Raw genomic sequence first — 24,159 nt, 5'->3', positions numbered from 1 at the left:
TCGGGGCTGCCTCTTTTCTGACCTCAACCCGTGCCTGGAGCCTGCTGGCTCCACGGCCGGTTTCACCCCGGAAAAAGGAAAAACAACAATGACAAAAGCCTTTTCTCACCTGCGCAGCGCCGGTGCACTTGCCCCGTGCCTGCTGGCCACCCTGGCACAGGGCGCCCATGCCGAGGGTTTCGTCGACGACGCCAGCGTCACCCTGGGTCTGCGCAACCTGTACTTCAACCGCGACTTTCGCCAACCGGGTGCGGCGCAGTCCAGGCAGGAGGAATGGGCCCAGGGCTTTCTCCTGCAGGCCAGCTCGGGTTACACGCCCGGAGTGCTGGGCGTGGGTATCGACCTGATCGGCCAGCTGGGAGTGAAGCTCGACAGCAGCCCGGCGCGCAGTGGCTCGGGGTTGCTGCCTCGGCACAGCGACGGCCGAGCGGCAGACGAGTTTTCGCGCCTCGGCGTGGCGCCCAGGTTGAAGTTGTCGAAAACCGAACTCAAGTTCGGCGAACTGATGCCTGAACTGCCCATCCTGCTGCGCAATGATGGGCGCCTGCTGCCGCAGACGTTCCAGGGTGGCATGCTCAGCTCCAGGGAAATCGACGGCCTGCACCTGCAGGCCGGGCAGATGCGTTCACTGAGCCAGCGCAACTCCACCAACCATGAAGACCTTTCGGTGGATGGTCGGGGCGGGGTGTTCGCCGATCGCTTCGACTACTTCGGTGGCGAATACCGCTTTAATGCCGACCGCACCCAGGTCGGTCTATGGCAGGCCCGGCTGGAGGATATCTACCAGCAGCGTTACTACAGCGTCAGCCACAAGCAGAAGGTTGGCGAGTGGACCTTGAGCGCCAACGCCGGGTGGTTCACCACCCGCGAGGACGGCAGCGAAGCACTCGGCGCCCTCGACAACCGGGCGTTGACCGGTTTCCTCAGCGCCAGGCGCGGCGGGCACACCGTGGGCGTCGGCTACCAGCGCATGTATGGTGATGACGGGATGATCTACATCGCCGGTACCAGCACCCCGTTGGTCAACGACATTCAGGTGCGCAACTTTACCACCGCAGGGGAGCGCTCGTGGCAGGCGCGCTACGACTACGACTTCGTCGCCCTTGGCATCCCCGGATTGGCGCTGATGGCCCGCTACGTCAGCGGTGACCATGCCCAGGTGGCGGGCGGCAGCAGCGGCCAGGCCTGGGAGCGCGACCTGGATATCACCTATGTGATTCAGGACGGGCCATTGAAGAACCTTGGCCTGCGCTGGCGCAACGCTACGGTGCGCTCCAACCATGTGGCCGATGTGGACGAGAACCGGCTGATCCTCAGCTACACGCTGAAGCTGCTCTAAGCGAACCGGGGCTGCGTGCCCCTATAACCTCGTCACTACCAACCCGGCAAAAAGTATTACCCCAGGCTATCGATGGATACGCATAAGTGATTATCCGCATGGCCTGGACCCCTCTACAGTCAGCCCAACACCAACAACAAGAAGCCCGCCCAGGCACTACGCGGGGCGATCAAGGCAAAAACGGGGAACTCCTCCATGAGCGATCATGCCAGCACCCTGGCTTCGGCCATTTCCACCAGCCGCGCGCGGCTACTGCCCTTTCTCATCCTGATGTACGTCCTGGCCTTCATCGATCGCGCCAACGTCGGTTATGCCCGTGCGTTCCTGCAGGCCGACACGGGCCTTGGCGATGCGGCCTTCGCCTTCGGCGCCAGTATCTTCTTCATCGGCTACGCCTGTTTCGAAGTGCCCAGCAACCTCATGCTGCACCGCCTTGGCGCGCGGGTGTGGCTGTGCCGGATCATGGTCACCTGGGGGCTGGTAAGCGCGGCAATGATGTTCGCCGACACAGCCTCCACCTTCTATGTACTGCGCTTCCTGCTGGGCATTGCCGAGGCTGGTTTCTTCCCCGGCATCATCCTCTACCTCACCTACTGGTTCCCCGCCCGCAGCCGCGCCCAGGCGCTGGGCCTGTTCTACTTCGGCCTGCCGCTGGCGCTGGTGCTGGGGGGGCCGCTTTCAGGCTGGCTGCTGGAGTTCCATGGCGTGTTCGGCCTGCGCAACTGGCAGTGGCTGTTCGTCATCGAAGGGCTGCTGGCTTCGCTGGTGGGCATAGCCGCCTACTTCTATCTGGTCGACCGCCCAGGCGATGCCCGCTGGCTCAGCGATGGGCAAAAGCAGGCACTGGAAGGCCAGCTGGCCGAGGAGGATGCGCACAAGCAGGCCCAAGGGCCCCATGGCTTCCTCGGTGCGCTGCGCAATGGCCAGGTCATGAAGTTCTGCCTGGTGTACTTCACCGTGCAGATGAGTGTGTACGGCGTGGTGTTCTACCTGCCCACTCGCATTGCCAGTTTTCTCGATGGCCAGGTGGGCCTTAGCGTCGGCCTGTACACCGCCATCCCTTGGGCCTGCGCCCTGGTGGTCACGCGGCTGGTGACCCGCTATGCCGACCGCAGCGGCCTGCATCGGCAACTGGCGGTGGCCATGCTGGCCATGGCGGCAGCGGGCATCGCCGCTTCGGCGCTGGCCGGCAGCCTGCCGCTGGTGGTACTGGCCTTCTGTTTCGCCGCTGCCGGGTTCGTCGCCGTGCAACCGCTGTTCTGGACCTTGCCCACGGGCTACCTCAGTGGTGCGGCGGCGGCCAGCGGCATTGCCCTGATCAACTCGCTGGGCAACCTCGGCGGCTTCGTTGCACCCAACCTCAAAACCCTGACTGAAACCCTGTTCGCCGACCCACGTGCCGGCATGTTCGCCTTGGCGGTGGTCGGTGTGCTGGGTGCCTGGCTGCTGTCCCGACTGAACGCTTCCCGACCCACTCCAGCCCCGCTGGAACCTGCGCGGGTCGGCTGATCAACACACTCTAGTGAGAGGAACTTCAAATATGAAAATCAAAGCTGTCCGTACCCGCGTGTTCGAGTGGAAAGGCAAGGTGGTACCCCCCCAGGCGCACTTCTGCACCAACGCCAGCGACATCCTGTTCGAGCGTGGCGATGCCATGGGCTCGTTCCGCTTTCACGGCTGGCTGGTGGTAGAGATCGAAACCGACACCGGCATTGTCGGTATCGGCAACTGCGCCCTGGCGCCACGTGTGGCCAAAGAGATCATCGACCTGTACCTGGCACCGATCTGCATCGGCGAAGACCCGTTCGACAGCGAGTACATCTGGCAGAAGATGTACCGCCGCACCCACGCCTGGGGGCGCAAGGGCATCGGCATGGCGGCGATCTCGGCGATCGACCTGGCGATCTGGGACATCATGGGCAAGGCGGTGAACAAGCCGGTGTTCAAGCTGCTGGGTGGGCGCACCAAGGAGAAGATCTGGGCCTACGCCTCCAAGCTGTACGCCAACGATAACCTTGACCTGTTCCTTGAGGAGGCCCAGGGTTACCTCAACCAGGGCTTCACTGCCCTGAAGATGCGCTTTGGCTACGGCCCCAAGGATGGCCCGGCCGGCATGCGCCGCAACATCGAACAGGTGCGCGCGCTGCGCGAACTGGCCGGCCCCGATGTCGACATCATGCTCGAATGCTACATGGGCTGGACGCTTGAATACGCCCGGCGAATGTTGCCGAAGCTGGCCGAGTTCGAGCCACGCTGGCTGGAAGAACCGGTGATCGCCGATGACATCGAAGGCTATATCGAGCTGAAGAAGATGGGCATCATGCCGATCTCCGGCGGTGAGCACGAATTCACCGGGCATGGTTTCAAGGACCTGCTCGAGCGCCGCGCGGTGGACGTGATCCAGTACGACACCAACCGTGTCGGTGGCATCACCGCGGCGCGCAAGATCAACGCCATGGCCGAGGCCTGGTCGGTGCCCGTCATTCCCCACGCCGGGCAGATGCACAACTATCACCTGACCATGGCCAGTACCGCCTCGCCGATGGCCGAGTTCTTCCCGGTGTTCGACGTCGAGGTCGGCAACGAGCTGTTCTACTACGTGTTCAAGGGCGAGCCGCAACCGGTCAATGGCTACATCCAGCTGGATGACGACAAGCCGGGGCTGGGCCTGGAAATTTCCGAGGAATACCTCAAGGACTTCAACATCATCGAATGACTGTGCAGGGCGCCGCCCTGCGCGTGCGCCCGGCCTTGGAAGGAGAGTTAACGATGCGTCTGATTCAATTTGAAGATCAGGCCGGCCAGCGTCGGGTCGGGGTGGTGGAGGGCGAGCGCGCCCTGGAAGTCCGCGGCGTCAGCTGCACCCGCGAACTGGCCCTGCAGGCCATCGCCGGTGGCCGCGACCTGGTCAGCCAGGTGCAGGCCATTGGCCTGGGCCAAGACCATGACTACCTGGCGCTTTTGGCTGAAGGCCGAGTGCTGCCACCGCTGGACCACGAAGACCCGGCGCATTGCCTGGTCACCGGCACCGGCCTGACCCACCTGGGCAGTGCCGCCACCCGCGACAAGATGCACCAGCAGCAAGCCGACGGCGCCGTTACCGACAGCATGCGCATGTTCCAGTGGGGGCTTGATGGCGGGCGTCCACCGGCCGGTGAGCAGGGCGCGCAACCGGAGTGGTTCTACAAGGGCGATGGCGCCATTGTCGTGCGCCCCGGTGCCGACTTGCCGCTGCCAGCGTTCGCCGAAGATGCCGGCGAGGAGCCGGAACTGGTCGGGCTGTATGTGATTGGCCAATGCGGCACGCCGTTCCGCCTTGGCTATGCGCTGGGCAACGAGTTCTCCGACCATGTGATGGAGCGGCGCAACTACCTGTACCTGGCGCATTCCAAGCTGCGCGCCTGCAGCTACGGCCCGGAGCTGCGCCTGGGTGCATTGCCTTCGCACCTGGAGGGCAGCAGTCGGATCCTGCGTGATGGCCAGGAGCTGTGGCGCAAGCCGTTCCTGTCCGGCGAGCAGAACATGTGCCACAGCTTCGAGAACCTTGAGTTCCACCACTTCAAGTACGCCCAGTTCCTGCGCCCCGGCGATGTTCACGTGCATTACTTCGGCACCGCCACCTTGTCGTTCGCCGACGGTATCCAGGCCAGGCCGGGCGACACCTTCGAGATCAGCCTCGATGCCTTCGGCCAGCCCCTGCGCAACGGCATCGTCGCGGCGTCACAGGTGGTTCGCCCTGGCGTGGTGAAAAGCCTCTGAGTTTTCCCTTGCAGCAACAGGAGTCACACATGTCTGGAAGCAACTTCATCGGCGGCGCGCGCAGCGCCGCCGGCACCGTGCAACTGCACAGTATCGACGCTCGCACGGGTGAAGCTTTGCCTGTGGCCTTCACCCAGGCCACCGCCGAGGAGGTGGATGCTGCGGCACGGGCCGCCGAGCAAGCCTTTGCCGGTTACAACAGCCTGGCGCCCGTGCGTCGTGCGCAGTTCCTCGATGCCATCGCCGAGCAGCTGGATGCGCTGGGCGAAGCCTTCATCGCCACGGTCTGCCGCGAAACCGCACTGCCAGCGGCACGCATCCAGGGTGAACGCAGCCGTACCAGCAACCAGCTAAGGTTGTTCGCCCAGCTGCTGCGCCGGGGTGACTACCTGGGCGCGCGCATCGACCGCGCACAGCCCGAGCGCCAGCCGCTGCCGCGCCCGGACCTGCGCCAGTACCGCACCGGCGTCGGCCCGGTGGCGGTGTTCGGCGCCAGCAACTTCCCGTTGGCATTCTCCACCGCCGGTGGCGACACCGCCGCCGCCCTGGCCGCCGGTTGCCCGGTGGTGGTCAAGGCGCACAGCGGCCACATGGCCACGGCCGAATACGTCGGCGAAGCCATCCAGCGCGCTGCCGAGGCCACCGGCATGCCCGCCGGCGTATTCAACATGATTTATGGCGCAGGCGTCGGCGAGGCGTTGGTGCGCCACCCGGCAATCCAGGCGGTGGGCTTCACCGGTTCGTTGAAGGGCGGCCGCGCCCTGTGCGACTTGGCAGCAGCGCGCCCGCAGCCGATTCCAGTGTTCGCCGAGATGAGCAGCATCAACCCGGTGCTGGTGCTGCCGGCGGCCCTGCAGTCCAGGGGCGAGCAGGTGGCCGCCGAGCTTGCGGCTTCGGTGGTACTGGGGTGTGGGCAGTTCTGCACCAACCCTGGCCTGGTCATCGGGATTGCCGGGCCGGCCTTCTCGGCCTTCGTGTCGGCGTTGAGCGCACGCATGGCGGATCAGCCGGGGCAGACCATGCTCAACGCGGGCACCTTGCGCAGCTATGCCAGCGGCGTCGGGCGGTTGCACCGGCACCCCGGCGTGCGTCACCTGGCAGGGCCCGAGCAGCAAGGGAACCAGGCCTTTGCGCAGCTGTTTCAGGCTGATGTCAGCCTGTTGTTGGAGGGCGATGAGCTGTTGCAGGAGGAAGTCTTCGGCCCGACCACGGTGGTGGTCGAAGCCGCTGATGAAGCTCAACTGCGAGACGCCTTGCAGAGCCTGCATGGCCAGCTGACCGCCACGCTGATCGCCGAGCCCGCGGATCTCGAGCGCTTCGCTGCGCTGGTGCCGGTGCTTGAACGCAAGGCTGGCCGCCTGCTGGTCAATGGCTATCCGACCGGGGTCGAGGTGAGCGATGCGATGGTGCATGGTGGGCCGTATCCGGCGACCTCGGATTCCCGAGGGACGTCGGTGGGGACCTTGGCCATTGACCGGTTCCTGCGGCCGGTCTGCTATCAGGACTATCCGGATCGGCTGCTACCCGATGCGCTGAAAGATGCCAACCCACTTGGCATCAATCGCCTGTTGGATGGCGTCGCCACGCGTGAGTCCGCCGCGCCCCTTTCGCGATGACAAGTCGCTCCATGGGGCCCCGTGCTGCTCAACCCGGCTGCGAAGCGTAGGCTGCATAAGCCGATGTCACCAGCCAGCCGCAGTCCACCGGCAGGATCGCGCCAGTAATGGCGGAAGCGCCCGGTGAGCACAGGAAATGAATGGTCTCTGCCACTTCCGCCGGGTCGACGAAGCGGCGCAGCGCTGACTTGTCCACCACCGCCTTCGGGTCGCGTTCGCCGCTGTCGATGCGGGCCTGCATGGCGGGGGTGAGGGTGTAGCCCGGTGCCACGGCATTCACCCGCACGCCGTGCGGCCCCCACTGCGCCGCCATCACCTGGGTCAGCATGTGCAGCCCAGCCTTGCCCACGGCATAGCCGATCTGCGCCGACGGGCGGAAGCTGGTTAGCGAGCACAGGTTGATGATGCTGCCGCTACCCACCTCGCACATCGGCCGGGCCAACTCCCTTGAGATCAGTAACGTGCCGCGTACGTTGACGTTCTGCAGCCGGTCGTATTCCTCGATGTCCAGGTCGAACAGGTGCACGGCGTTCTGCAGCAACCCGCCCGAATTGACCAAGGTGTCCGGCACGCCATAGGTGTCGAGCATATGCCGGCAGAAGGTTTTTACCGCTTGCTCCGATGACACGTCGAGCTTGCAGGCATGCACCGATGCTCCGGCCTCGCGCAACTCGCCGGCCAGGTGTTCGGCCCGTTCCACGTTGATATCGCCGATCACCACGGTGCAGCCAGGTTGCCTGGCAAAACGGCGCACTGTTGCTTCACCGATGCCGCTCGCACCGCCTGTTACCACAATTACTGACTGGTTTTTGGACATTTGCGCCTCGCTTGCGTCGCCGTTTGTTGTCGATCAGATGTCGACATAATGGTTGTACAGTGCGTTTTTGTTGTCAACAAATCTGAGGGGCGCTGGCGAAAAGAAAAAATAAACTCATTTAAATCAGCTAGATAAAAAGTATCTGGAATTTTCACAACGAAAATGCGTTGACATGTGTCGGCAAAGGGTCGACAACATAGGCGTGCAATTTGATGGATTTCCCGGGCGCGGCGACAGGGCTAAGGCGTCGCGGCCAGCACTTGGTGCAATCGCATTGGGTGGGGAGAGAAAGCAATAAACCGAAGCCAGAGCGTCAACGACACTGCCTTGAAACTGTGTGGTTTCCCAATTCGAATAATAGAGAGGCTCTGAGATGTTCCAGTTAACCCATGTGGTCAAAACGCTAACAGCCGTCTCGTTGGCAGCGGCTGCCCTTTGTGCAGGCTCGGCCAATGCAGCCGATGCGTCCGACAGCTGGAAAGCGGTGAGGGATGCAGGCGTGCTGCGCTGTGGCGCCGCCACTTCGCCGCCCTATGTGATGCGCGACCCGAAGACCGGCACTTACTCCGGCCTGTTCCCAGACCTGTGCAAGCAGTTCGGCGAAGAAGTTTTGAAAGTGAAGGTGCAGTTCGTCGACACCAGTTGGGACAACATCGTTGCCGGGCTTCAGTCCTCGAAGTGGGACATCTCTTTGGCGCTCAACGACACCCCGGAGCGACGCAAGGCCATTACCTTTTCCAGGCCCGCTATCGGTTATAGCGTCAACTTCGCCTACAACAGCAAGAACCCCAAGCTTGCCGGTGGCGTCAGCACGGTGGCGGATGTCGACAAACCGGGCATGAGCGTTGCGGTGATGTCTGGTACGGCTCAGGACAAGGCCATTACCGCGCTGCTCAAGCAAGCCAGGATCGTACGCTTGCCAGGCTTCGACGAAACCCGTTTGTCGTTGATGTCCAAGCGCGCCGACTTCCTGGCTGACGACAGCATGACCAACACCTTGCTGACCTCGGCGCACCCGGACTGGGCCAAGACCTTCACGCCTTCACCCAAGCTGGCTGAGCAGGGCATCAACCTGGGACTGAACAAGAACACCCCGGCATCGGACATTGCGGTGCTGGACGCCTTCATCGAGCAGAAGATCAGCTCGGGCGACATGGACAAGCTGACCAAGCACGCGGTGGATGTGTCGCTGGCCACCAGCAATTGATTCCGGCGGTGCTTGCGCAGTGCGCGCAAGCACCGTTGCCCCAGAACCCCGCACCCACCGAGGGACACCATGATTAGCTCCACCTATAAATGTATCGAAGGCCACACCGGGGGCATGCCGGTGCGCATGGTCATCAGCGGCGCCCCCGTGCTTGAAGGCGCCGACATGAATGCGCGCCGCCTGTTTTTCGTCGAACATTACGACTGGCTGCGCCGGGCATTGATGCTCGAACCCAAAGGCCACGGGCAAATGTCGGGCACGCTGTTCTATCCACCCATGTCGGCCAACGCTGACTTCAGTTTGCTGTTCATCGAAACCACCGGCTGCTTGCCCATGTGTGGCCACGCAACGATCGGTTCGGTGACGTTCGCCATCGAGGCCGGGCTGGTCGAACCCAAGACCCCTGGCGTGGTGGTGATCGACGTGCCGGCAGGGCAGGTGACCGCCCGCTATGAATATGATGGCAAGCGCGTCACCGGCGTGCGCTTCACCAACGTGGCCTCGTTCCTGTTGCACAAGGATTTGAAGGTGAGCATTCCGGCCCTGGGTGAACTGACCGTCGATGTGGCCTATGGCGGCAACTTCTACCCCATTGTCGAGGTTCAACCGAACTTCCCCGGTGCCGAGTGCTTCAGTGCCACGCAATTGCTGGACATGGGGCGCCAGGTGCGTGACCAGGTCAACCTAGCCGTCGATGTGGTGCACCCGGATTTCCCGCTGATTCGCGGCGTAAGGCATTGCATGTGGACCGGCCCGGCGCAAGCCGAAGGGGCCCACGGGCGCGGGGTGGTGATTTCCGGGGATCAGATCATCGACCGCTCGCCCTGTGGCACCGGGACCTCGGCCAGGGTCGCGCAGCGCCATGCCCGCGGCTTGCTCGAGATTGGCCAGCCCTACCGGCACGAAAGCATCATCGGCAGCTATTTCATTGGCCGCGCCGAAGCCAGGACTGCCTTGGTGTCGGGCTTGCAGGCGGTCTACCCGAGCGTGGAAGGGCGCGCCTGGATCACCGGGCGCAGCGAACACTACGTCGACGATTCAGACCCGTATGCCACCGGCTTCAGCCTGGACGACTTCCAGCCGTGACCGGCGGGGTGGAATGGCGGCTCGTGGGGTTGTAACCTGCATGAAAGCTTGAAGGGGCTGGTGTCGGCATGGTGTCGACACCGTCTTTGTCGATGCCTTGGCCCTGAGGTATAGTGCCGCTTTGCAGTCAGGCCTACACGTGTTGCCTGCCCCCTAGGAACCCGGAACATGGCCAAAGTCACAGAACCGCAAACCCAGAAAGCCACCGGCGCCTCGCGCGTCTACACCATCCTGCGTGATGAAATCCTCACGATGAAGCTTGCGCCGGGCACGGCGCTGGATGAAATCGGCCTGTCCGAGCGCTTCGACCTGTCACGCTCGCCCATCCGTGAGGCCCTGGTACGGCTGTCAGCCGATGGCCTGGTGTCGATCCTGCCCAACCGCAGCACCATCGTCTCGCAAATGGATTTTCGCCGCATCCCGGAGTTTCTCGACGCCCTGGACCTGTTGCAGCGGGTGACCACCCGCCTGGCGGCCCTGCACCGTTCGCCGCTGGAACTGGCCGACATACGCACCGCCCAGAAGGCCTACGAAAAGGCCATCGCCAACTGCGTCAAGACCGGCACCAGCCAGGCGATGATCGAGAAGAACTACGACTTCCACATGGCCATCGCCAAGGCTGGCCACAACGTCTACTTCGCGGACCTGTATCGGCGTTTGCTGGAGGAGGGCAGGCGCATGCTGCATTTGCACTTCGAATTCCAGACCCTCGATGAGCACATGACCGCCGAAGAAATCGGCCGCGACCACACGCAGATAGTCGATGCCATCGAGGCCAAGGATGCAGACCTGGCCGAGGAGCTTGCGCACCGCCACGCCGCCCAGTTCAAAGGGCGGTTCATGCAGTTCCTGGATCGCAACATCACCGCGAACATGACCCTGACCTATCCGTAGCTTCACGGGCCGGGCCGGGGCTTTTTGCCGGGCCGCCGCACCGCCCGGAAGGGGCTGCACGGCAGCCCCGGTGATTGTGCAGCCCTGTCCAATCCTGGGGGTGCTGCGCCCCCTTACGGCTGCACCGTCTCCTTGGGCACGGAGTTCATCACCCCGCCCACCGCCCAATCCGAGCGCTGGTAATCGCTGATGATTACCTGGATGTGCTCCTCGGGGCAGCGCGCGATGCGCGCTGTCTCACGGGTGAGCACTGCGGCCAGCTCGTTCTTCTGTTCCTGCGACCGTCCGGTCAGCAATTCGACTCTCACTATCGGCATCTGAAAACCCTCGTCGTGATCTCTGTTGGGAACATGATGGTCATTATTTTGGTCGACCAAATGTCGACACAATGCTGTTCCTGATCCGATTCCGTGTCAATGACCGACGTGATTCGCGTGTCGTTTTTGAAATTTTCTATTTTTTAAATTCAATGTAATCAATCAGATACGCAAAAGCGCATGTGATTTTGCGACAGCCATGGTTGACACATGTCGGCATTAGGTCGACAAAATAGATCCAGACGAAACGGTACATGGCAGGCACGAACGGCCCGCTGGTGCGGGCTCAGCCGAACCCACTGCCTGTCGAGTTTTCGCGATACGACATACCGCGCACTCACTGAACGGATGGACTTCATATGGCAAGCGCACGCATTGGCGTTGATATTGGCGGCACGTTCACCGACCTGGTTTTGCTCGATGACGAAGGGCAGGTCACTTTCACGAAGGTCTCGTCCACCCCGGCCGCCCCCGAAGAGGCCGTGCTGACGGGTGTGGCACGCATCCTGGAGCAAGCCGGGCTTGCCACCAGCGACGTCACCGAGGTGCTGCACGGCACCACGGTCGGCTCCAACACCATGTTGCAAAAGGTCGGCGCCAAATGTGGCCTGATCACCACCAAGGGCTTCCGTGACGTCCTGGAAATCGGTCGGGTGCGTACGCCCACCATGTTCGACCTGTCCTGGGACAAGCCCGTCCCGCTGGTCGAGCGCCGCTACCGCTACGAGATCGACGAGCGTGTGCTGGCTACCGGCGAAGTGCTGCGTGCCACCCCGGTCGACGAAGTGCTGCAGGCCGGTCGCTTCTTCCAGAGCGAAGGCGTCGAGTCGGTCGCCATCTGCTTCATCAACTCGTACAAGAACAAGGCCAACGAAGCGGCTGCCCTGGAAGCCTTCCAGCAGCACTTCCCGGGCATCAGCGTGACCGCCTCGATTTCGGTGCTGCCTGAGATGCGCGAGTACGAGCGCACCTCCACCACCGTGGTCAACGCCTACGTGCTGCCGGCCCTGCGCACCTACCTGCAACGCCTGGAGTCGGGCCTCAAGCGCATCGGCGTGAAGGCACCGCTGCTGGTCAGCAACTCCAATGGCGGCTTGTCCAGCGCCGCCATCGCCCAGGACACCCCGGTGTTCTTCATCTCCTCGGGCCGCTCGGCCGGAGTGGTCGGTGCCGGCCGCCTGGGCCAGGCGCGTAACGACAAGGACCTGGTGGTCTTCGACATGGGCGGCACCACCGCCTCGGCGTCGCTGATCCACAACGGCGAACTGGCGCGTACCAACGAGTACGAGTTCCGCGCCGGCATCTCCACCCCAAGCCGCTTCATCAAGGCTGGTGGCTACATGATGCGCGTACCGACCATCGACGTGGCCGAGGTGGGCAGTGGTGCAGGCTCCATCGCCTGGCTCGATGCCGGTGGCCTGCTCAACGTCGGCCCGGTGTCTGCAGGTGCATTTCCGGGCCCTGTGTGCTACGGCATCGGCGGCGAGAAACCCACCGTGACCGACGCCAACGCAATCCTCGGCTTCCTGCCGCAGAGCCTGGCCAGCGGCACCATGCAACTGAACATCGGTGCGGCCCGCGATGCGGTCGAAAGCCTGTTGGCTGGCCCGCTGGGCATCAGCGTCGAGGAGGCCGCGGTGGGCATCCGCGAGGTGGTCAACGTCAACATGGCGCGCACCATCAAGGCGGTCACCGTCGAGCGCGGCGTCGACCCGCGTGACTTCACCTTGACTGCCTTCGGTGGCTCGGGCCCGGTGCATGCCTGCGACCTGGCCCGCGCCCTGGACATGAAGCGCGTGGTGTTCCCGGCCGCGCCGGGTGTGTTCACCGCCATGGGCATGCTGGCCGGTGCGGTGGAGCGCTACTTCGTGCACCCGTCGCTGCAGCAGCTCGACAACCTCGACCTGGCCGCGCTCGAGCAGCAAGTCGCCAGGATGCGTGCCCAGGCCCAGGATGCCCTGGCCGCCGAAGGCTACAGCGCCGACCGCATCGAGTACGTCTTCGACCTTGACATGCGTTTCCGTGGCCAGGACTACGAACTGCCGGTGCGCGTGCCGGCCAAACTCGACGAGTCGGCCCGCGCACAACTGCGTAGCGACTTCCTGGCCGCCTATACCGCGATGTACGGCTACGCCTCCAAGGATTCCATCGAGTGCGCCAGCCTGCGCCTGCTGGCCCGTGGCGTCGCGACCAAGACCCTCGACTTCAATGACCTGCGCACTCGCAAGGGCACGGTCCAGGCCGCCGAAGCCAGCACCCGCAAGGTGTACTTCGATCGCCAGAGCGGCTGGGTCGATACGCCCATCCTGCCGCGGGCAGCGTTGACCGGCGAGGTCGTCGGCCCGGTGATCCTCGAAAGCACCGACACCACCATCGTCATTCCACCTCGCTGGCGCGCCACCGTCGACTCGATCGGCAGCGTAATCGCCACCCTGGCCTGATATTTGAGGAATAGATAGCCATGACACAACGTAACGTTGACCCAATCACGTTCGCCGTCGTCAAGAACGCCCTCGACACCATCGTCGACGATATGGCCTTCGCGGTGATGCGCACCGCACGCTCGCCAATCATCCGTGACGTGCTCGACTATTCGGTCACCATGTGCGACGCCTCCGGCCGCATCCTGGCCCAGGCCAAGACCGTGGCCCTGCACCTGGGCGCGGTGCCTGATGCGATCGATGTGATCATCGCCAAGTACGCCGACAATGTGGCGCCGGGCGATGTGATCATCCTCAACGACCCCTATGAAGGTGGCATGCACCTGCCGGACATCTTCATGTTCAAGCCGATCTTCTTCAAAGGTCGCCTGCAGGGCTTCTCGGTGGTGATCGCCCACCACTGCGATGTGGGCGGGCGCGTGCCGGGCTCCAACGCTGCCGACTCCACCGAGATCTACCAGGAAGGCCTGCGCATCCCGCCGACCAAGCTGTACAAGGCCGGTGAAGAAAACGAGACGCTGTTCGAGATCATCAAGAAGAACGTGCGCCTGCCGGACCTGGTGCTGGGCGACCTTGGCGCGCAACTGGCCACCTGCAATATCGGTGAACGTGAGCTGGTTCGCCTGTTCGACCGCTACGGCGAGCAGGGCCTGCGCGACTACTTCGACGAGCTGCTCGACTACGGCGAGCGCCTGACCCGCAAGGCCATTCAAGCCTGGCCAGACGGCACCTACGAGTTCCTCGACCACATCGACAACGACGGCTTCTGCGAAACCCCGATCCCGATCAAGTGCGCCGTGACCGTCAAGGGCGACCGCCTTTCGGTCGACTTCGCCGGCTCTTCGCCACAAGTGCGTGGCGCGATCAACTCGACGCTGTCTTTCGTCAAATCGGCCACCTACCTCAGCATCCGCTGCGCGCTGGACGCTGACGTGCCGAACAACGCCGGGGTGTACCGCTGCATCGACATCACCGCCCCGCAAGGTTCGATCCTCAACCCGAACATGCCGGCGCCGGTGGCTGCACGGGCCCTGACCGGCTACCGCGTGGTCGACTGCGTACTGGGCGCGGTGGCGCAGATCGCGCCGAAGAAGGTGATGGCGGCAGGCGAGGGCGGCAACACCGTGATCGCCCTGAGCGGTTACGTGGAGAACTCCATAGAGCCGTACATCCTGGTCGACATGATCAACGGCGCCTGGGGCGGCCGGCACAACAAGGACGGCATCGAAGGGGTCACCAACCCGTCGCAGAACATGTCGAACATGCCGATCGAGACGCTGGAAGCGCGCTATCCCATCGTCATGGAAGCCTACGGTTTCGCCACCGACTCCGGTGGTGCTGGCGAGTACCGCGGTGGCCTGGGCCTGGTGCGCGAGTACCGCATCCTGTCCAGGGACGTGGTTGCGCAGATTCGCTCCGACCGCGCCGTGCATGCCCCTTACGGGCTGTTCGGGGGCAAGCCAGGCGCCTGTTCGGCGAACTACCTGCGGGTCAACAACGAACTGCAGCCGCTGCCGAGCAAGTTCACCATGAACCTGGGCCGTGACGCTGTCATCCGCCACGAACAGGCCGGTGGCGGCGGCTATGGCGACCCGCTCAAGCGCAGCTTCGAGCTGATCGAGCAGGACCTGGCCAACGGCAAGATCACCCAGGCCTATGCCGAGCTTCATCACGGCGTGGTGTTTGCCAACGGCAAGCTCGACCGGGCGCACTCCCGGGCGCGCTGACGGCCAGCCGGGGCAAGGCGCGGCAGGCAGCTGCCGCGCCCATTGAACGCAAACAAGAACAACAAGCAAGGGTGGGCAAATGGCTCAAACATTGAAGCAACGACTGGCAGCGCTGGGGCATGAATACCCCGATGCACCCAAGCCAGGCGCCAATTTTGCTGCGACTCGTCAGGTCGGCAACCTGCTGTATGTGTCCGGGCAGGTGCCCGTTGCCGGTGGCGTCGACCGCTATGTCGGGCAACTGGGGAGCGATCTCTCGCTGGAGCAGGGCCAGGCGGCTGCGCAACTGTGTGCATTGAACATCCTGGTGCAGGTGGACCGCTTCGTCGCTGGCGATTTTTCCAAGGTGGCCGGTTGTGTGCGCCTCGGCGGCTTCGTCAACGCAGTACCCGGTTTCGCCGATCACCCCAAGGTGCTCAACGGCGCTTCCGACCTGATCATCAGCGTGCTCGGCGAGACCGGCCGGCATGCGCGTGCAGCGGTCGGCTGCAGCTCGCTGCCGCGCAATGTCGCCGTGGAAGTCGAGGCCATTTTCGAACTGGCCAGCATCGAGTCATCGCTGACGCAGGCGCGCTGAAGCGGTCGGGTCCATCAGGCGCGTTGCGCTGCGAGGAAAATCCCATGTTCTCTACGGAAATCAAAGCTGTGGCTACCTCACCTCTTACCGCCCAGGGTGTTACCCCGTTGACGGCCACTGGCGACTTCGTCCAGTTCCGTGAAGTGTACAAATCGTACGGCGAAAGCCTGGTGGTCATGGATGGCCTGAACCTGGACATGCGCGCCGACGACCGCCTGGTGATCATCGGCCCGAGCGGCAGCGGCAAAAGCACGCTGCTGCGGGTGATGATGGGCCTGGATGACATCCAGCGCGGCCAGATCAGCTTCCAGGGCCAGCCGTACATCAACGGTGCCGGCAAGGACCGCCCGCGCATCGACGCCCGCCTGCAGAAGCAGATCGGCATGGTGTTCCAGCACTACACGCTGTTCCCGCACCTGTCGGTGCTCAGCAACCTGATCCTGGCGCCGGTGAAGATTGCCGGGCTGACCAAGGCCGAAGCCACCGAGCGCGCCCGCAAGTACCTGGCGCGCCTGGGGCTGGAAAGCAAGCTGCACGCCTACCCCAGCCAGTTGTCCGGTGGCCAGAAGCAGCGCGTGGCCATTGCCCGCGCATTGATGCTCGAGCCCAAGCTGATGCTGTTCGATGAGGTGACTTCGGCGCTGGACCCGGAAATGGTCATCGAGGTGCAGAACGTGATGCTGCAGCTGGCCGAGCAGAAGATGGCGATGATCATCGTCACCCATGACATGCACTTTGCCCGCGACATCGCCACGCGCGTGGTGTTCTGCGCCAACGGCAAGGTGGTCGAGCAGGGCCCGCCAGCACAGATGTTCAAGTCGCCCAAGCAGCCACGGACCCGGGAATTCCTGGAGAAAGTCCTTCATCTGGAGTGAGACAGGCCATGCATTACGAATTTGATTTTGCGTTCTTGCAGAACAGTGTCGGCGTGCTGCTCGAAGGTTTGAAGGTGACCATCCAGCTGGCGTTGGCCGCCAACCTGATGGGCCTGGTGCTGGGCTTTGTGCTGTGCCTGTTGGTGATGAGCCGCTGGGCGATCCTGCGCTGGCCGGCGCAACTGTTCATCGAGTTCTTCCGCTGCACCCCGGCGCTGCTGCAGATCATCTGGTTCTTCTACTGCATCCCGATGATGGTGGACGTGTTCATCGACCCGATGCTCATGGGCATCCTGGCCCTGGGCCTGAACCTCACCGCGTTCAACGCCGAGGCGTACCGCGCCGGTGTGCAGGCGGTGCCCCGCGAGCACCTGGATGCGTGCACGGCACTGGGCCTCAAACCGTTCCACCGGACCTTCTACGTGGTGCTGCCGCAGGCGTTGCGCTCGGCGTTGCCGGTGCTGCTGACCAACGGGATCGGTTCGCTGCAACAGAGCGCGCTGGTGGCGATCGTGGCGATTTCCGACCTGATGTACGTGGCCAAGGGCCTGGCGACCGACGCCTACCGGCCACTGGAAACCTACTCGGTGGTGGCGCTGGTGTACTTCGCCCTGTCGCTGCCGATTTCGAAACTGGCCAACATGATCGAGCGTCGTCAGGACGCTGCGATGCAGCGTTGAAGGGGGCGACCATGGAGCTGAATTTTTCCGCGGTACTGCCGTTCTGGAACGTGCTGCTCGAAGGCCTGGCGCTGACGGTGGCCTTCACCTTCGGCTGCGCGCTGCTGGGGAGCCTGATCGGTTTTATCCTGAGCCTGCTGAAACGCTCGCCGTCGCGCTGGGTCACCTGGCCGGTGACGCTCTACGTCGAGTTCTTCCGCGGCACGCCGTTGCTCATCCAGCTGTTCTGGATCTTCTTCTGCCTGCCGGTGGTGTTCCGCCTGGCAATCCCGGCCTACGCCTCGGTGGCCATTGCGCTGACCCTGTACATGGCGGCGATCACCTGCGAGACGTTCCGCGGCGCACTCAAGTCGATCGCCAGCGAGCAGCATGACGCCTGCGTGGCGCTGGGCCTGAACCGCTCGGTCAAGACGCTGTACGTGATCTTCCCGCAGACCTTGCTGCGCGCTGTGCCACCGCTGCTGTCGAACGTGGTCAGCCTGTTCAAGGAGAGCGCGCTGATCTCCTCGGTGGGGGTTGCCGACCTGATGTTCGTTGGCCAGAACATCTCCAACAGCACGGCGCGGCCCATCGAGTTCCTCACCATTACCGGGCTGATCTATTTCTCCATCGCTTTCCCGTTGACGCGCCTGGTCGGGCTGGTCGAGCAGCGCATGTTGCGCCGCTACGCCTACTGATCGTGTCGTTGACTGACCTGTTTCGTTGCATGGGAGTGCTTGAGTTGAACACTGACAAACCTTCGCAAGATGCGGCTCGAGCCGCCCCGCACAAAGGCGCCACGCTGGTGGTGGGCGGTGGCATCGTGGGGATCTGCTGCGCGCTGTACCTGCAGCGCGATGGCCACCAGGTGACCCTGATCGACCCGGCGGCACCGGGCGACAGCACTGCCAAATGGAGCTGCGGGCAGCTTTCGCTGGGCGAGATCATCCCGCTGTCCAAACCGGGCATCCTGAAGAAGATCCCGGGGTGGCTGCTCGACCAGACCGGCCCGCTGGCCCTGCGCCCGGCGGCGCTGCCAGCACTGCTGCCGTGGTTCCTGCGGTTTCTGGGCAACGCGCGGCATGCGCGCATCCAGGAGATCGCCACGGCCATGGCCTCGCTGACCCACCATGTGCTGGCCGACTACGGCCGTTTGCTCGAAGGCCTGGAAGCCCGCGGCCTGGTTGTACAGCGCCCGATCCTGCAGGTGTTCGACAGCCAGGCCGGGGTGGAGCACGAGCGTGGCCACAATGAAATCCGCCGCTCGCTGGGCTTTGACAGCCAGGTGCTCAACGGCGCCGAGATTGGCGACCTGGAGCCGCTGCTGGCGGGCAAGTTCGCCCACGGCATCCTGCTGCCGCAGTGGCGGTTCGTCAGCGATACCGAGGGCTTCATGGTGGCGCTCACCGAGCGTTTCCTGGCCCAGGGCGGCCGCCGCGTGCGGGCCAAGGTCGCGCGGCTGGACGAAGCGGGCGGGCGCGCCACCGGGGTAACCCTGGAAAGCGGCGAGCGCATTCCCGCCGGGCAGCTGGTGCTCGCGGCCGGCGCCGGGGCGCGGGCGTTCTTCGGGCAACTGGGGGTCAACGTGCCGCTGCAGCCCGTGGCCGGTTACCAGGCGCTGGTGCGCGATGCCGGGGTGTCGTTCAACCACTCGGTCATCTATGGCGACGGCGGCTTCTGCTTCACCCCGATGACCCGCGGCCTGCAGATCGGCGGCACCATCGAGTTCGGCGGCAACAGCACCCAGCCCAACTTCAAGCGTGCGCAGATCATCCTCGCCAAGGCCAAGCGCCTGCTGCCGCAGATGCACACCGACAACGTCGAGTTCGGCGTCGGCTATCGCCCGTTGCTGCCCGACACCAAGCCGATCATCGACCGCTGCCGGCGCCTGCCGAACGTGTTCATGGCTGTGGGGCATGGCCAATTGGGCCTGACCCTGGGGGCGACCACCGGCCGCCTGATCGGTGACCTGGTCGCGGGCCGCGAACCGCAGCTCGACCTCCAGCCGTTCAGTGCCTACCGCTTTGGCGGCGACCCGTCCCAGGGCAACCCGGACTACAAACGCTTCAGCGAAAACCTTCAGAGGTAGAACATCATGCGTTGGAATAAATCGCTTCAGATCGTGGGTGTGCACTGCGAAGGCGAAATCGGCAAGGTGATTACCGGCGGTGTGGTGGATGTTCCGGGCAAGACCATGCTCGACAAGATGAACTACATCAACGAAGTCGACGACAGCCTGCGCAAGCTGGTGACCCTTGAGCCACGCGGCTGCCTGCAGATGTCGGTCAACCTGCTGTTGCCCCCGACCCACCCGGACGCCCATGCCGGCTTCATCGTGCTGCAGTCGGACAAGGCCCACCCCATGTCGGGCAGCAACTCGATCTGCGTGGTCACCACCCTGCTGGAGCTGGGCATGGTGCCGATGCAGGAACCGCAAACCACCGTGGTGCTGGACACCCCGGCGGGCCTGGTGACGGCGCGTGCCACCTGCAAGGACGGCCGCTGCCTCAGCGTGTCGCTGGACATGGTGCCGGCCTTCGTCGAGCAACTGGACATCCAGGTCGAAACCGCCGAGCACGGCGTGATCAAGGCCGACCTGGCCTTCGGGGGCGTGTACTACGCGCTGGTGGACGTGGCACAGACCGGCCTGAGCATCGAGCCGCAGCATGCCCGGCAGTTGGCCGACCTGGGCGTGGCCCTGCGCGAGCAGATCAACCGCCAGTTCAGCGTGCAGCACCCGCTGTATCCGCAGATCGACAAGGTGGCCTATGTGATGTTCCGCAACCGGGTCGGCGACAGCGCCTACCAGACTTGCACCACGCTGCCGCCAGGGCGCGTCGACCGCTCCCCGTGCGGTACCGGCAGCTCGGCCAACCTGGCCACCCTGGCCGCGCGCGGGCTGGTTGAAACCGGCAGCCAGCTCACCTCCCACTCGATCATCGGCAGCGAGTTCAAGGTGCAGATGCTGGGCACCAGCGAAGTGGCCGGCAAGCCTGCCGTGTTGCCGCGGGTACAGGGCCGGGCGTGGATCTACAGCATCGAGCAGCACGGCGTCGACCCGCACGACCCGCTGGCCGGTGGCTTCATGCTCAGCGACACCTGGGGCGAAGGCTTCCCGGCGTCCTGACCTGCCGCAGCGCCCCCAGGCATGGGTTGCCTGGGGGCCGGCACACCCTTATTCCGCTTTTTTGAGGAGTCTTCAATGACTACTGGGAACACTCGCGTCTTTTTTATGGTGGCCGACCCCATCGAGCAGGTCCGCACGCCGGAAATTTTCAACAAGGTCCTGCCTTTGTGCGGCGTCGATGCGGTCATGGTGCCGTTGCAGGTTGCCCCGCAAGACCTGGTCGATACGGTGCGGGCGCTGTTCCGCTCCAGGACCACTGCCGGCATGGTGCTGTCGATCCCGCACAAGACCGACGCCGTCGGGCTGGTCGACAAACGCAGCAAGATCGCCAACACCGCCAATGCGGTGAACGCCATTCGGCGTAATGCCGATGGCAGCCTGGAAGGCGCCTTGTTCGACGGCCTGGGCTTCGTCAGTTCGCTCGAACGCTACCAGATGCCCTATGCGGGCAAGCGCGTGCTGATCATCGGCGCTGGCGGAGCCGGTTCGGCCATCGCCACCTCGCTGGCCGCTGGCGGCTCGGCCGAGATTGCCGTGTTCGACCCGGATGAGGCCAAGGCGCTGCAAGTGACCGCCGCCATCCGGGAGCATTTCGACGTGCCGGCGGTGGCCGCCCGGAGCAACGACCCGGCAGGCTTCGACCTGGTCATCAATGCCTCACCGTTGGGCCTGAAACGCGATGACCCACTGCCGCTGCCGGTGGCCTCGCTGCAGCCTGGCACACAGGTCTGCGACATCCTCATGAAAAACCAGCCCACGCCACTGTTGCAGGCCGCAATGCACAAGGGCCTGAAGGTTCAGCCGGGCTACGACATGCTGATTCTGCAGACGCCGCTGTTCTTCGACTTCTTCGGCCTGGAGCAGGTCGCCAAGCACCTGCGCACGGATGATTCGGCGATTCGCGAAATGCTCTTCCCCAGCGAGTTGCTCGGGTTGGTCGAGCCTGCGTGAACCGCCGCCCCGCGCCCAGGCGGCGGGGCTTCTGAGCGATGAACGTTCCGATGTACGTAACGCTGACTGCAGGAATTGAAATGAAGAAGATTCGAAATTTCAGGGATTTGCTGGAAGGGGGCGACATCACGTCGCGTCAGGTCGTGCTCGAGATTGCCGACCAGACCTTGGTACGGCTGGACGGCTACGAGCGCATTCGCAGCATCATGCGCCTGGACGGCGACGTGCTGCACGTCGGCAGCCGTAGCTGGGACCTGAGCAAGAAGCGCAATGTGTACCTGTTCGGCGCCGGCAAGGCCTGCAACCACATGGCCATGGCCGTCGACCATGTGCTGGGCGACCGCCTGACCCGTGGCATCGCCATCGTCAAGATTCACGAAGCCAGCGACCGCTTCAACAACACCGAGGTGTATGTTGGCGGGCACCCGCTACCCAACGAGGAGGGCTACCGCGCCTCCCGCGAAATCATCCGCATCGTCGAGCAGGCGAACCAGGATGACCTGTTCATCGCGGTCATCAGCGGCGGCAGCTCTGCGCTGATGTCGTGCCCGCGCGAAGGCATCAGCTTGCAGGATGAGATCGATGCCACCGACGTGATGCTCAAGTCGGGTGCGGGCATCTACGAGATCAATGCCGTTCGCCGGCACATCTCGGCCCTTAACGGCGGCATGCTGGCCAAGCGTATCCAGGACATCGGCGCCGAGCTGATTGGCATCGGCATCAGCGACGCGGTCGGCACGCCGGCCACCGGTGATATCGGCGAGCCGTACAAGGCCTACAAGAGCACCCCCATCGGCCCGGACGCCACCACACTGGACGATGCGCGGGCGACCATCGTCAATTTCAACCTGGCCGACAAGATGCCCAAAAGCATCGTCGACTACCTCGCCAAGGTCGGGCCCGAAGGCGAAACGCCCAAGGCGTTCCCGGACAACACCTACTACCTGCTCAACACCCTGCCGGACTCCTGCATCTACGCCAGGCAAGCCTGTGAAGCCATGGGCATCCCGGCGTTGATCGTGTCCTCGTTCCTTGAAGGTGAAAGCCGCGATGCCGGCACGTTCATGGCATCGATGGCCCGTGAGATCCAGGCCTACGGTAACCCGATCAAGCCACCGTGCGTGCTGCTCAGCTCCGGCGAGGTCACCACGCAGATTCTCGACAACGCGGTGATCAAAGGCCACGGCGGGCCCGGCCAGGAAATGGCGGTGGGCTTCGCCATCGCCGCCGCCAAGGCGCCAGGTGCCTGCCTGCTGTCGATCGACAGCGAAGGCACCGACGGCACCACCCAGGTCGCAGGCGGCATCACCGACTCGCAGAGCCTCGCGGCAGCCTCGGCCCAAGGCATCAACCTTTATCAGGCACTGCGTGAGCACAGCACCTTCGAGGCGCTCAAGGCCATCAACTGCGCCATTTTCACCGGCAACACCGGCACCAACCTGTGTGACCTCAATATCGTGTACGTGCCTGCCTTGGAGGGTCAATGACATGGCCGACAAGATCGTTTCGGTAATCGCCCAGCAGATCATCGACTGCAAGTGCCGCCCGGCCGTGGAAGTCGAGGTCCGCACCGAAAGCGGGGCCGTGGGCCGCGGTGCGGCGCCCACCGGCAGCTCGGTCGGCATGCATGAGGCGTTCGTGCTGCGCGATGGCGACTTGTCGTCGTACGGCGGCCTCGGCGTGCACAAGGCGGTCGAGGCCGTAGTCAAGGTGATCGCCCCGGCCATCGTTGGCCTGGACATCCATGACCAGCGCTCCATCGACCAGGTGATGATCAACCTGGACGGCACCGCCGACAAACACGTGCTGGGCGGCAACGCTATCTATTCGACATCGATTGCGGTGTTCCGCGCCGCTGCCGACGCCAAGCGCATCCCGCTTTATAACCATATCGCCGGCGGCGCGATCCAGACCGTGCCGGTACCGTGCTTCAACGTGATCAACGGCGGCAAGTACAGCGACTTTACCCAGGCGTTCAACGAGTTCCTGATCGTCCCGTACAAGACCGACAGCGTCGACCATGCGGTCGAAATGGCCGTCGAAGTGTTCCAGGCACTCAACGAGGTACTCACCGAGTACCTGGGGCACAAGCCGGCGGTGGCCAGTTCGTATGGTTACGCCGCGCCATCGGACGACCCTGAAGTGGTACTGCGGCTGATGCAGCAGGCCATCGAGCGCACGCCTCACCGCGGCGCCATCGCCTTTGCCCTGGACTGCGCGTCCAGCGAGTTCTACGACAAGGCCAGTGCCACCTACCTGCTTAAGGGCCAGCGGGTCAGCGCGCAGGCGCTGATCGAATACACCCGGCAACTGACCGAGCAATTCGATTTCGTGTTCATCGAGGACCTGCTCGACGAGAACGACTGGGACGGCTACCAGCAGGCCAAGCGCGCGCTGCCGCGCACGCTGATCCTGGGCGACGACCTGACCGTCACCAACCTGGAGTACCTGCAGAAGGCCCTGGAGTTGAACGCGGTCGACGGGTTCATTCTCAAGCCCAACCAGGTCGGCACCATCACCGAAGCCCTGGATGCGTACCACTTCGCTGCCCGTCACGGAATGATCGCAGTGCCCTCGGGGCGTTCGGGCGGGGTGGTGGATGACGTGGTGATGGACATTTCGGTCGGGCTGCAGGTGCCGTTTCAGAAGAACGGCGCCCCGCGTTCCGGCGAGCGGATCGAAAAACTCAATTTCCTGATGCGTGCCAGTGCGCGCAACCAAGGCTGCCGCTTGTTCGATATCCAGCCGCTGTTGCGCTTCTGACTGT

21 protein-coding genes are annotated in these 24,159 nt (G+C 64.0%); 19 read left to right on the top strand and 2 right to left on the bottom strand.

The window, feature by feature from the left end; all coding sequences use genetic code 11:
* Positions 1 to 88: 88 nt before the first annotated feature.
* From ACQKPZ_RS06115 to ACQKPZ_RS06095, 5 genes are all read left to right on the top strand, one after another.
* Positions 89 to 1,339, top strand: coding sequence for an OprD family porin (locus ACQKPZ_RS06115; RefSeq protein ID WP_427536178.1), 1,251 nt, complete (start codon positions 89 to 91; stop codon positions 1,337 to 1,339).
* Between the two features lie 195 nt (positions 1,340 to 1,534).
* Entirely contained in the window at positions 1,535 to 2,848 is a 1,314-nt protein-coding gene (locus ACQKPZ_RS06110) for an MFS transporter (protein ID WP_427536176.1), read from the top strand.
* A 31-nt stretch (positions 2,849 to 2,879) separates the two neighbouring features.
* Positions 2,880 to 4,055, top strand: a complete 1,176-nt coding sequence (locus ACQKPZ_RS06105) for an L-lyxonate dehydratase (RefSeq protein WP_391131593.1) — start codon at positions 2,880 to 2,882, stop codon at positions 4,053 to 4,055.
* Positions 4,056 to 4,108: 53 nt separating this feature from the next.
* The gene (gene araD1, locus ACQKPZ_RS06100; RefSeq protein ID WP_427536174.1) at positions 4,109 to 5,098 is read left to right on the top strand and encodes an AraD1 family protein; all 990 of its coding nucleotides are present in this window, start codon (positions 4,109 to 4,111) and stop codon (positions 5,096 to 5,098) included.
* Between the two features lie 29 nt (positions 5,099 to 5,127).
* Positions 5,128 to 6,714 carry an aldehyde dehydrogenase (NADP(+)) gene (locus tag ACQKPZ_RS06095; RefSeq protein WP_427536172.1) on the top strand — a complete coding sequence of 529 codons (1,587 nt, stop codon included), beginning with the start codon at positions 5,128 to 5,130 and terminating at the stop codon, positions 6,712 to 6,714.
* A 28-nt stretch (positions 6,715 to 6,742) separates the two neighbouring features.
* Here the strand turns inward: ACQKPZ_RS06095 and ACQKPZ_RS06090 are convergent, their stop codons facing one another.
* The gene (locus ACQKPZ_RS06090) at positions 6,743 to 7,531 is read right to left on the bottom strand and encodes an SDR family NAD(P)-dependent oxidoreductase (protein WP_427536170.1); all 789 of its coding nucleotides are present in this window, start codon (positions 7,529 to 7,531) and stop codon (positions 6,743 to 6,745) included.
* Between the two features lie 373 nt (positions 7,532 to 7,904).
* Here ACQKPZ_RS06090 and ACQKPZ_RS06085 point away from each other — a divergent pair, with 373 nt between their 5' ends.
* From ACQKPZ_RS06085 to ACQKPZ_RS06075, 3 genes are all read left to right on the top strand, one after another.
* Positions 7,905 to 8,738 carry a substrate-binding periplasmic protein gene (locus ACQKPZ_RS06085; RefSeq protein ID WP_427536168.1) on the top strand — a complete coding sequence of 278 codons (834 nt, stop codon included), beginning with the start codon at positions 7,905 to 7,907 and terminating at the stop codon, positions 8,736 to 8,738.
* Positions 8,739 to 8,807: 69 nt separating this feature from the next.
* Positions 8,808 to 9,824 (top strand): 4-hydroxyproline epimerase, encoded by a 1,017-nt coding sequence (locus tag ACQKPZ_RS06080; RefSeq protein WP_427536166.1) that lies wholly within the window; start codon positions 8,808 to 8,810, stop codon positions 9,822 to 9,824.
* 168 nt (positions 9,825 to 9,992) lie between these two features.
* Positions 9,993 to 10,718, top strand: coding sequence for a GntR family transcriptional regulator (locus ACQKPZ_RS06075; protein WP_391131581.1), 726 nt, complete (start codon positions 9,993 to 9,995; stop codon positions 10,716 to 10,718).
* 113 nt (positions 10,719 to 10,831) lie between these two features.
* Here ACQKPZ_RS06075 and ACQKPZ_RS06070 read toward each other — a convergent pair whose 3' ends face one another.
* Entirely contained in the window at positions 10,832 to 11,035 is a 204-nt protein-coding gene (locus ACQKPZ_RS06070) for a 2-hydroxymuconate tautomerase (RefSeq protein ID WP_427536164.1), read from the bottom strand.
* A 359-nt stretch (positions 11,036 to 11,394) separates the two neighbouring features.
* Here ACQKPZ_RS06070 and ACQKPZ_RS06065 point away from each other — a divergent pair, with 359 nt between their 5' ends.
* The 11 genes from ACQKPZ_RS06065 to eno all read left to right on the top strand — a co-directional run bounded on the left by ACQKPZ_RS06065 (position 11,395) and on the right by eno (position 24,155).
* The gene (locus ACQKPZ_RS06065; protein WP_427536162.1) at positions 11,395 to 13,476 is read left to right on the top strand and encodes a hydantoinase/oxoprolinase family protein; all 2,082 of its coding nucleotides are present in this window, start codon (positions 11,395 to 11,397) and stop codon (positions 13,474 to 13,476) included.
* 20 nt (positions 13,477 to 13,496) lie between these two features.
* Positions 13,497 to 15,203 carry a hydantoinase B/oxoprolinase family protein gene (locus tag ACQKPZ_RS06060; protein WP_391131575.1) on the top strand — a complete coding sequence of 569 codons (1,707 nt, stop codon included), beginning with the start codon at positions 13,497 to 13,499 and terminating at the stop codon, positions 15,201 to 15,203.
* A gap of 79 nt (positions 15,204 to 15,282) precedes the next feature.
* A complete protein-coding gene (locus tag ACQKPZ_RS06055; protein WP_427536160.1) occupies positions 15,283 to 15,780 on the top strand; it encodes a RidA family protein in 498 nt (165 codons plus the stop codon).
* Between the two features lie 44 nt (positions 15,781 to 15,824).
* Positions 15,825 to 16,655, top strand: a complete 831-nt coding sequence (locus ACQKPZ_RS06050; RefSeq protein WP_427536158.1) for an amino acid ABC transporter ATP-binding protein — start codon at positions 15,825 to 15,827, stop codon at positions 16,653 to 16,655.
* An 8-nt stretch (positions 16,656 to 16,663) separates the two neighbouring features.
* Positions 16,664 to 17,335, top strand: a complete 672-nt coding sequence (locus tag ACQKPZ_RS06045) for an amino acid ABC transporter permease (protein WP_427536156.1) — start codon at positions 16,664 to 16,666, stop codon at positions 17,333 to 17,335.
* Positions 17,336 to 17,346: 11 nt separating this feature from the next.
* Positions 17,347 to 18,012: an amino acid ABC transporter permease gene (locus ACQKPZ_RS06040; RefSeq protein ID WP_427536154.1), complete on the top strand. Its 666-nt coding sequence runs from the start codon at positions 17,347 to 17,349 to the stop codon at positions 18,010 to 18,012.
* 44 nt (positions 18,013 to 18,056) lie between these two features.
* The gene (locus ACQKPZ_RS06035; RefSeq protein WP_427536152.1) at positions 18,057 to 19,403 is read left to right on the top strand and encodes an NAD(P)/FAD-dependent oxidoreductase; all 1,347 of its coding nucleotides are present in this window, start codon (positions 18,057 to 18,059) and stop codon (positions 19,401 to 19,403) included.
* Between the two features lie 6 nt (positions 19,404 to 19,409).
* Positions 19,410 to 20,441 carry a proline racemase family protein gene (locus ACQKPZ_RS06030; protein WP_427536150.1) on the top strand — a complete coding sequence of 344 codons (1,032 nt, stop codon included), beginning with the start codon at positions 19,410 to 19,412 and terminating at the stop codon, positions 20,439 to 20,441.
* Positions 20,442 to 20,516: 75 nt separating this feature from the next.
* A complete protein-coding gene (locus ACQKPZ_RS06025) occupies positions 20,517 to 21,392 on the top strand; it encodes a shikimate dehydrogenase family protein (RefSeq protein ID WP_427536148.1) in 876 nt (291 codons plus the stop codon).
* 80 nt (positions 21,393 to 21,472) lie between these two features.
* Positions 21,473 to 22,879, top strand: coding sequence for a glycerate kinase type-2 family protein (locus tag ACQKPZ_RS06020; RefSeq protein WP_427536146.1), 1,407 nt, complete (start codon positions 21,473 to 21,475; stop codon positions 22,877 to 22,879).
* Position 22,880: 1 nt separating this feature from the next.
* Positions 22,881 to 24,155: a phosphopyruvate hydratase gene (gene eno / locus ACQKPZ_RS06015; RefSeq protein ID WP_427536144.1), complete on the top strand. Its 1,275-nt coding sequence runs from the start codon at positions 22,881 to 22,883 to the stop codon at positions 24,153 to 24,155.
* Positions 24,156 to 24,159: the final 4 nt, after the last annotated feature.

Origin of the sequence: Pseudomonas sp. NPDC089547, from assembly GCF_050280665.1 — a bacterium.
Lineage (GTDB): Bacteria > Pseudomonadota > Gammaproteobacteria > Pseudomonadales > Pseudomonadaceae > Aquipseudomonas.
Note: the sequence above shows the minus strand (reverse complement) of the source record. Positions and strands in the feature narration are given on the sequence as shown.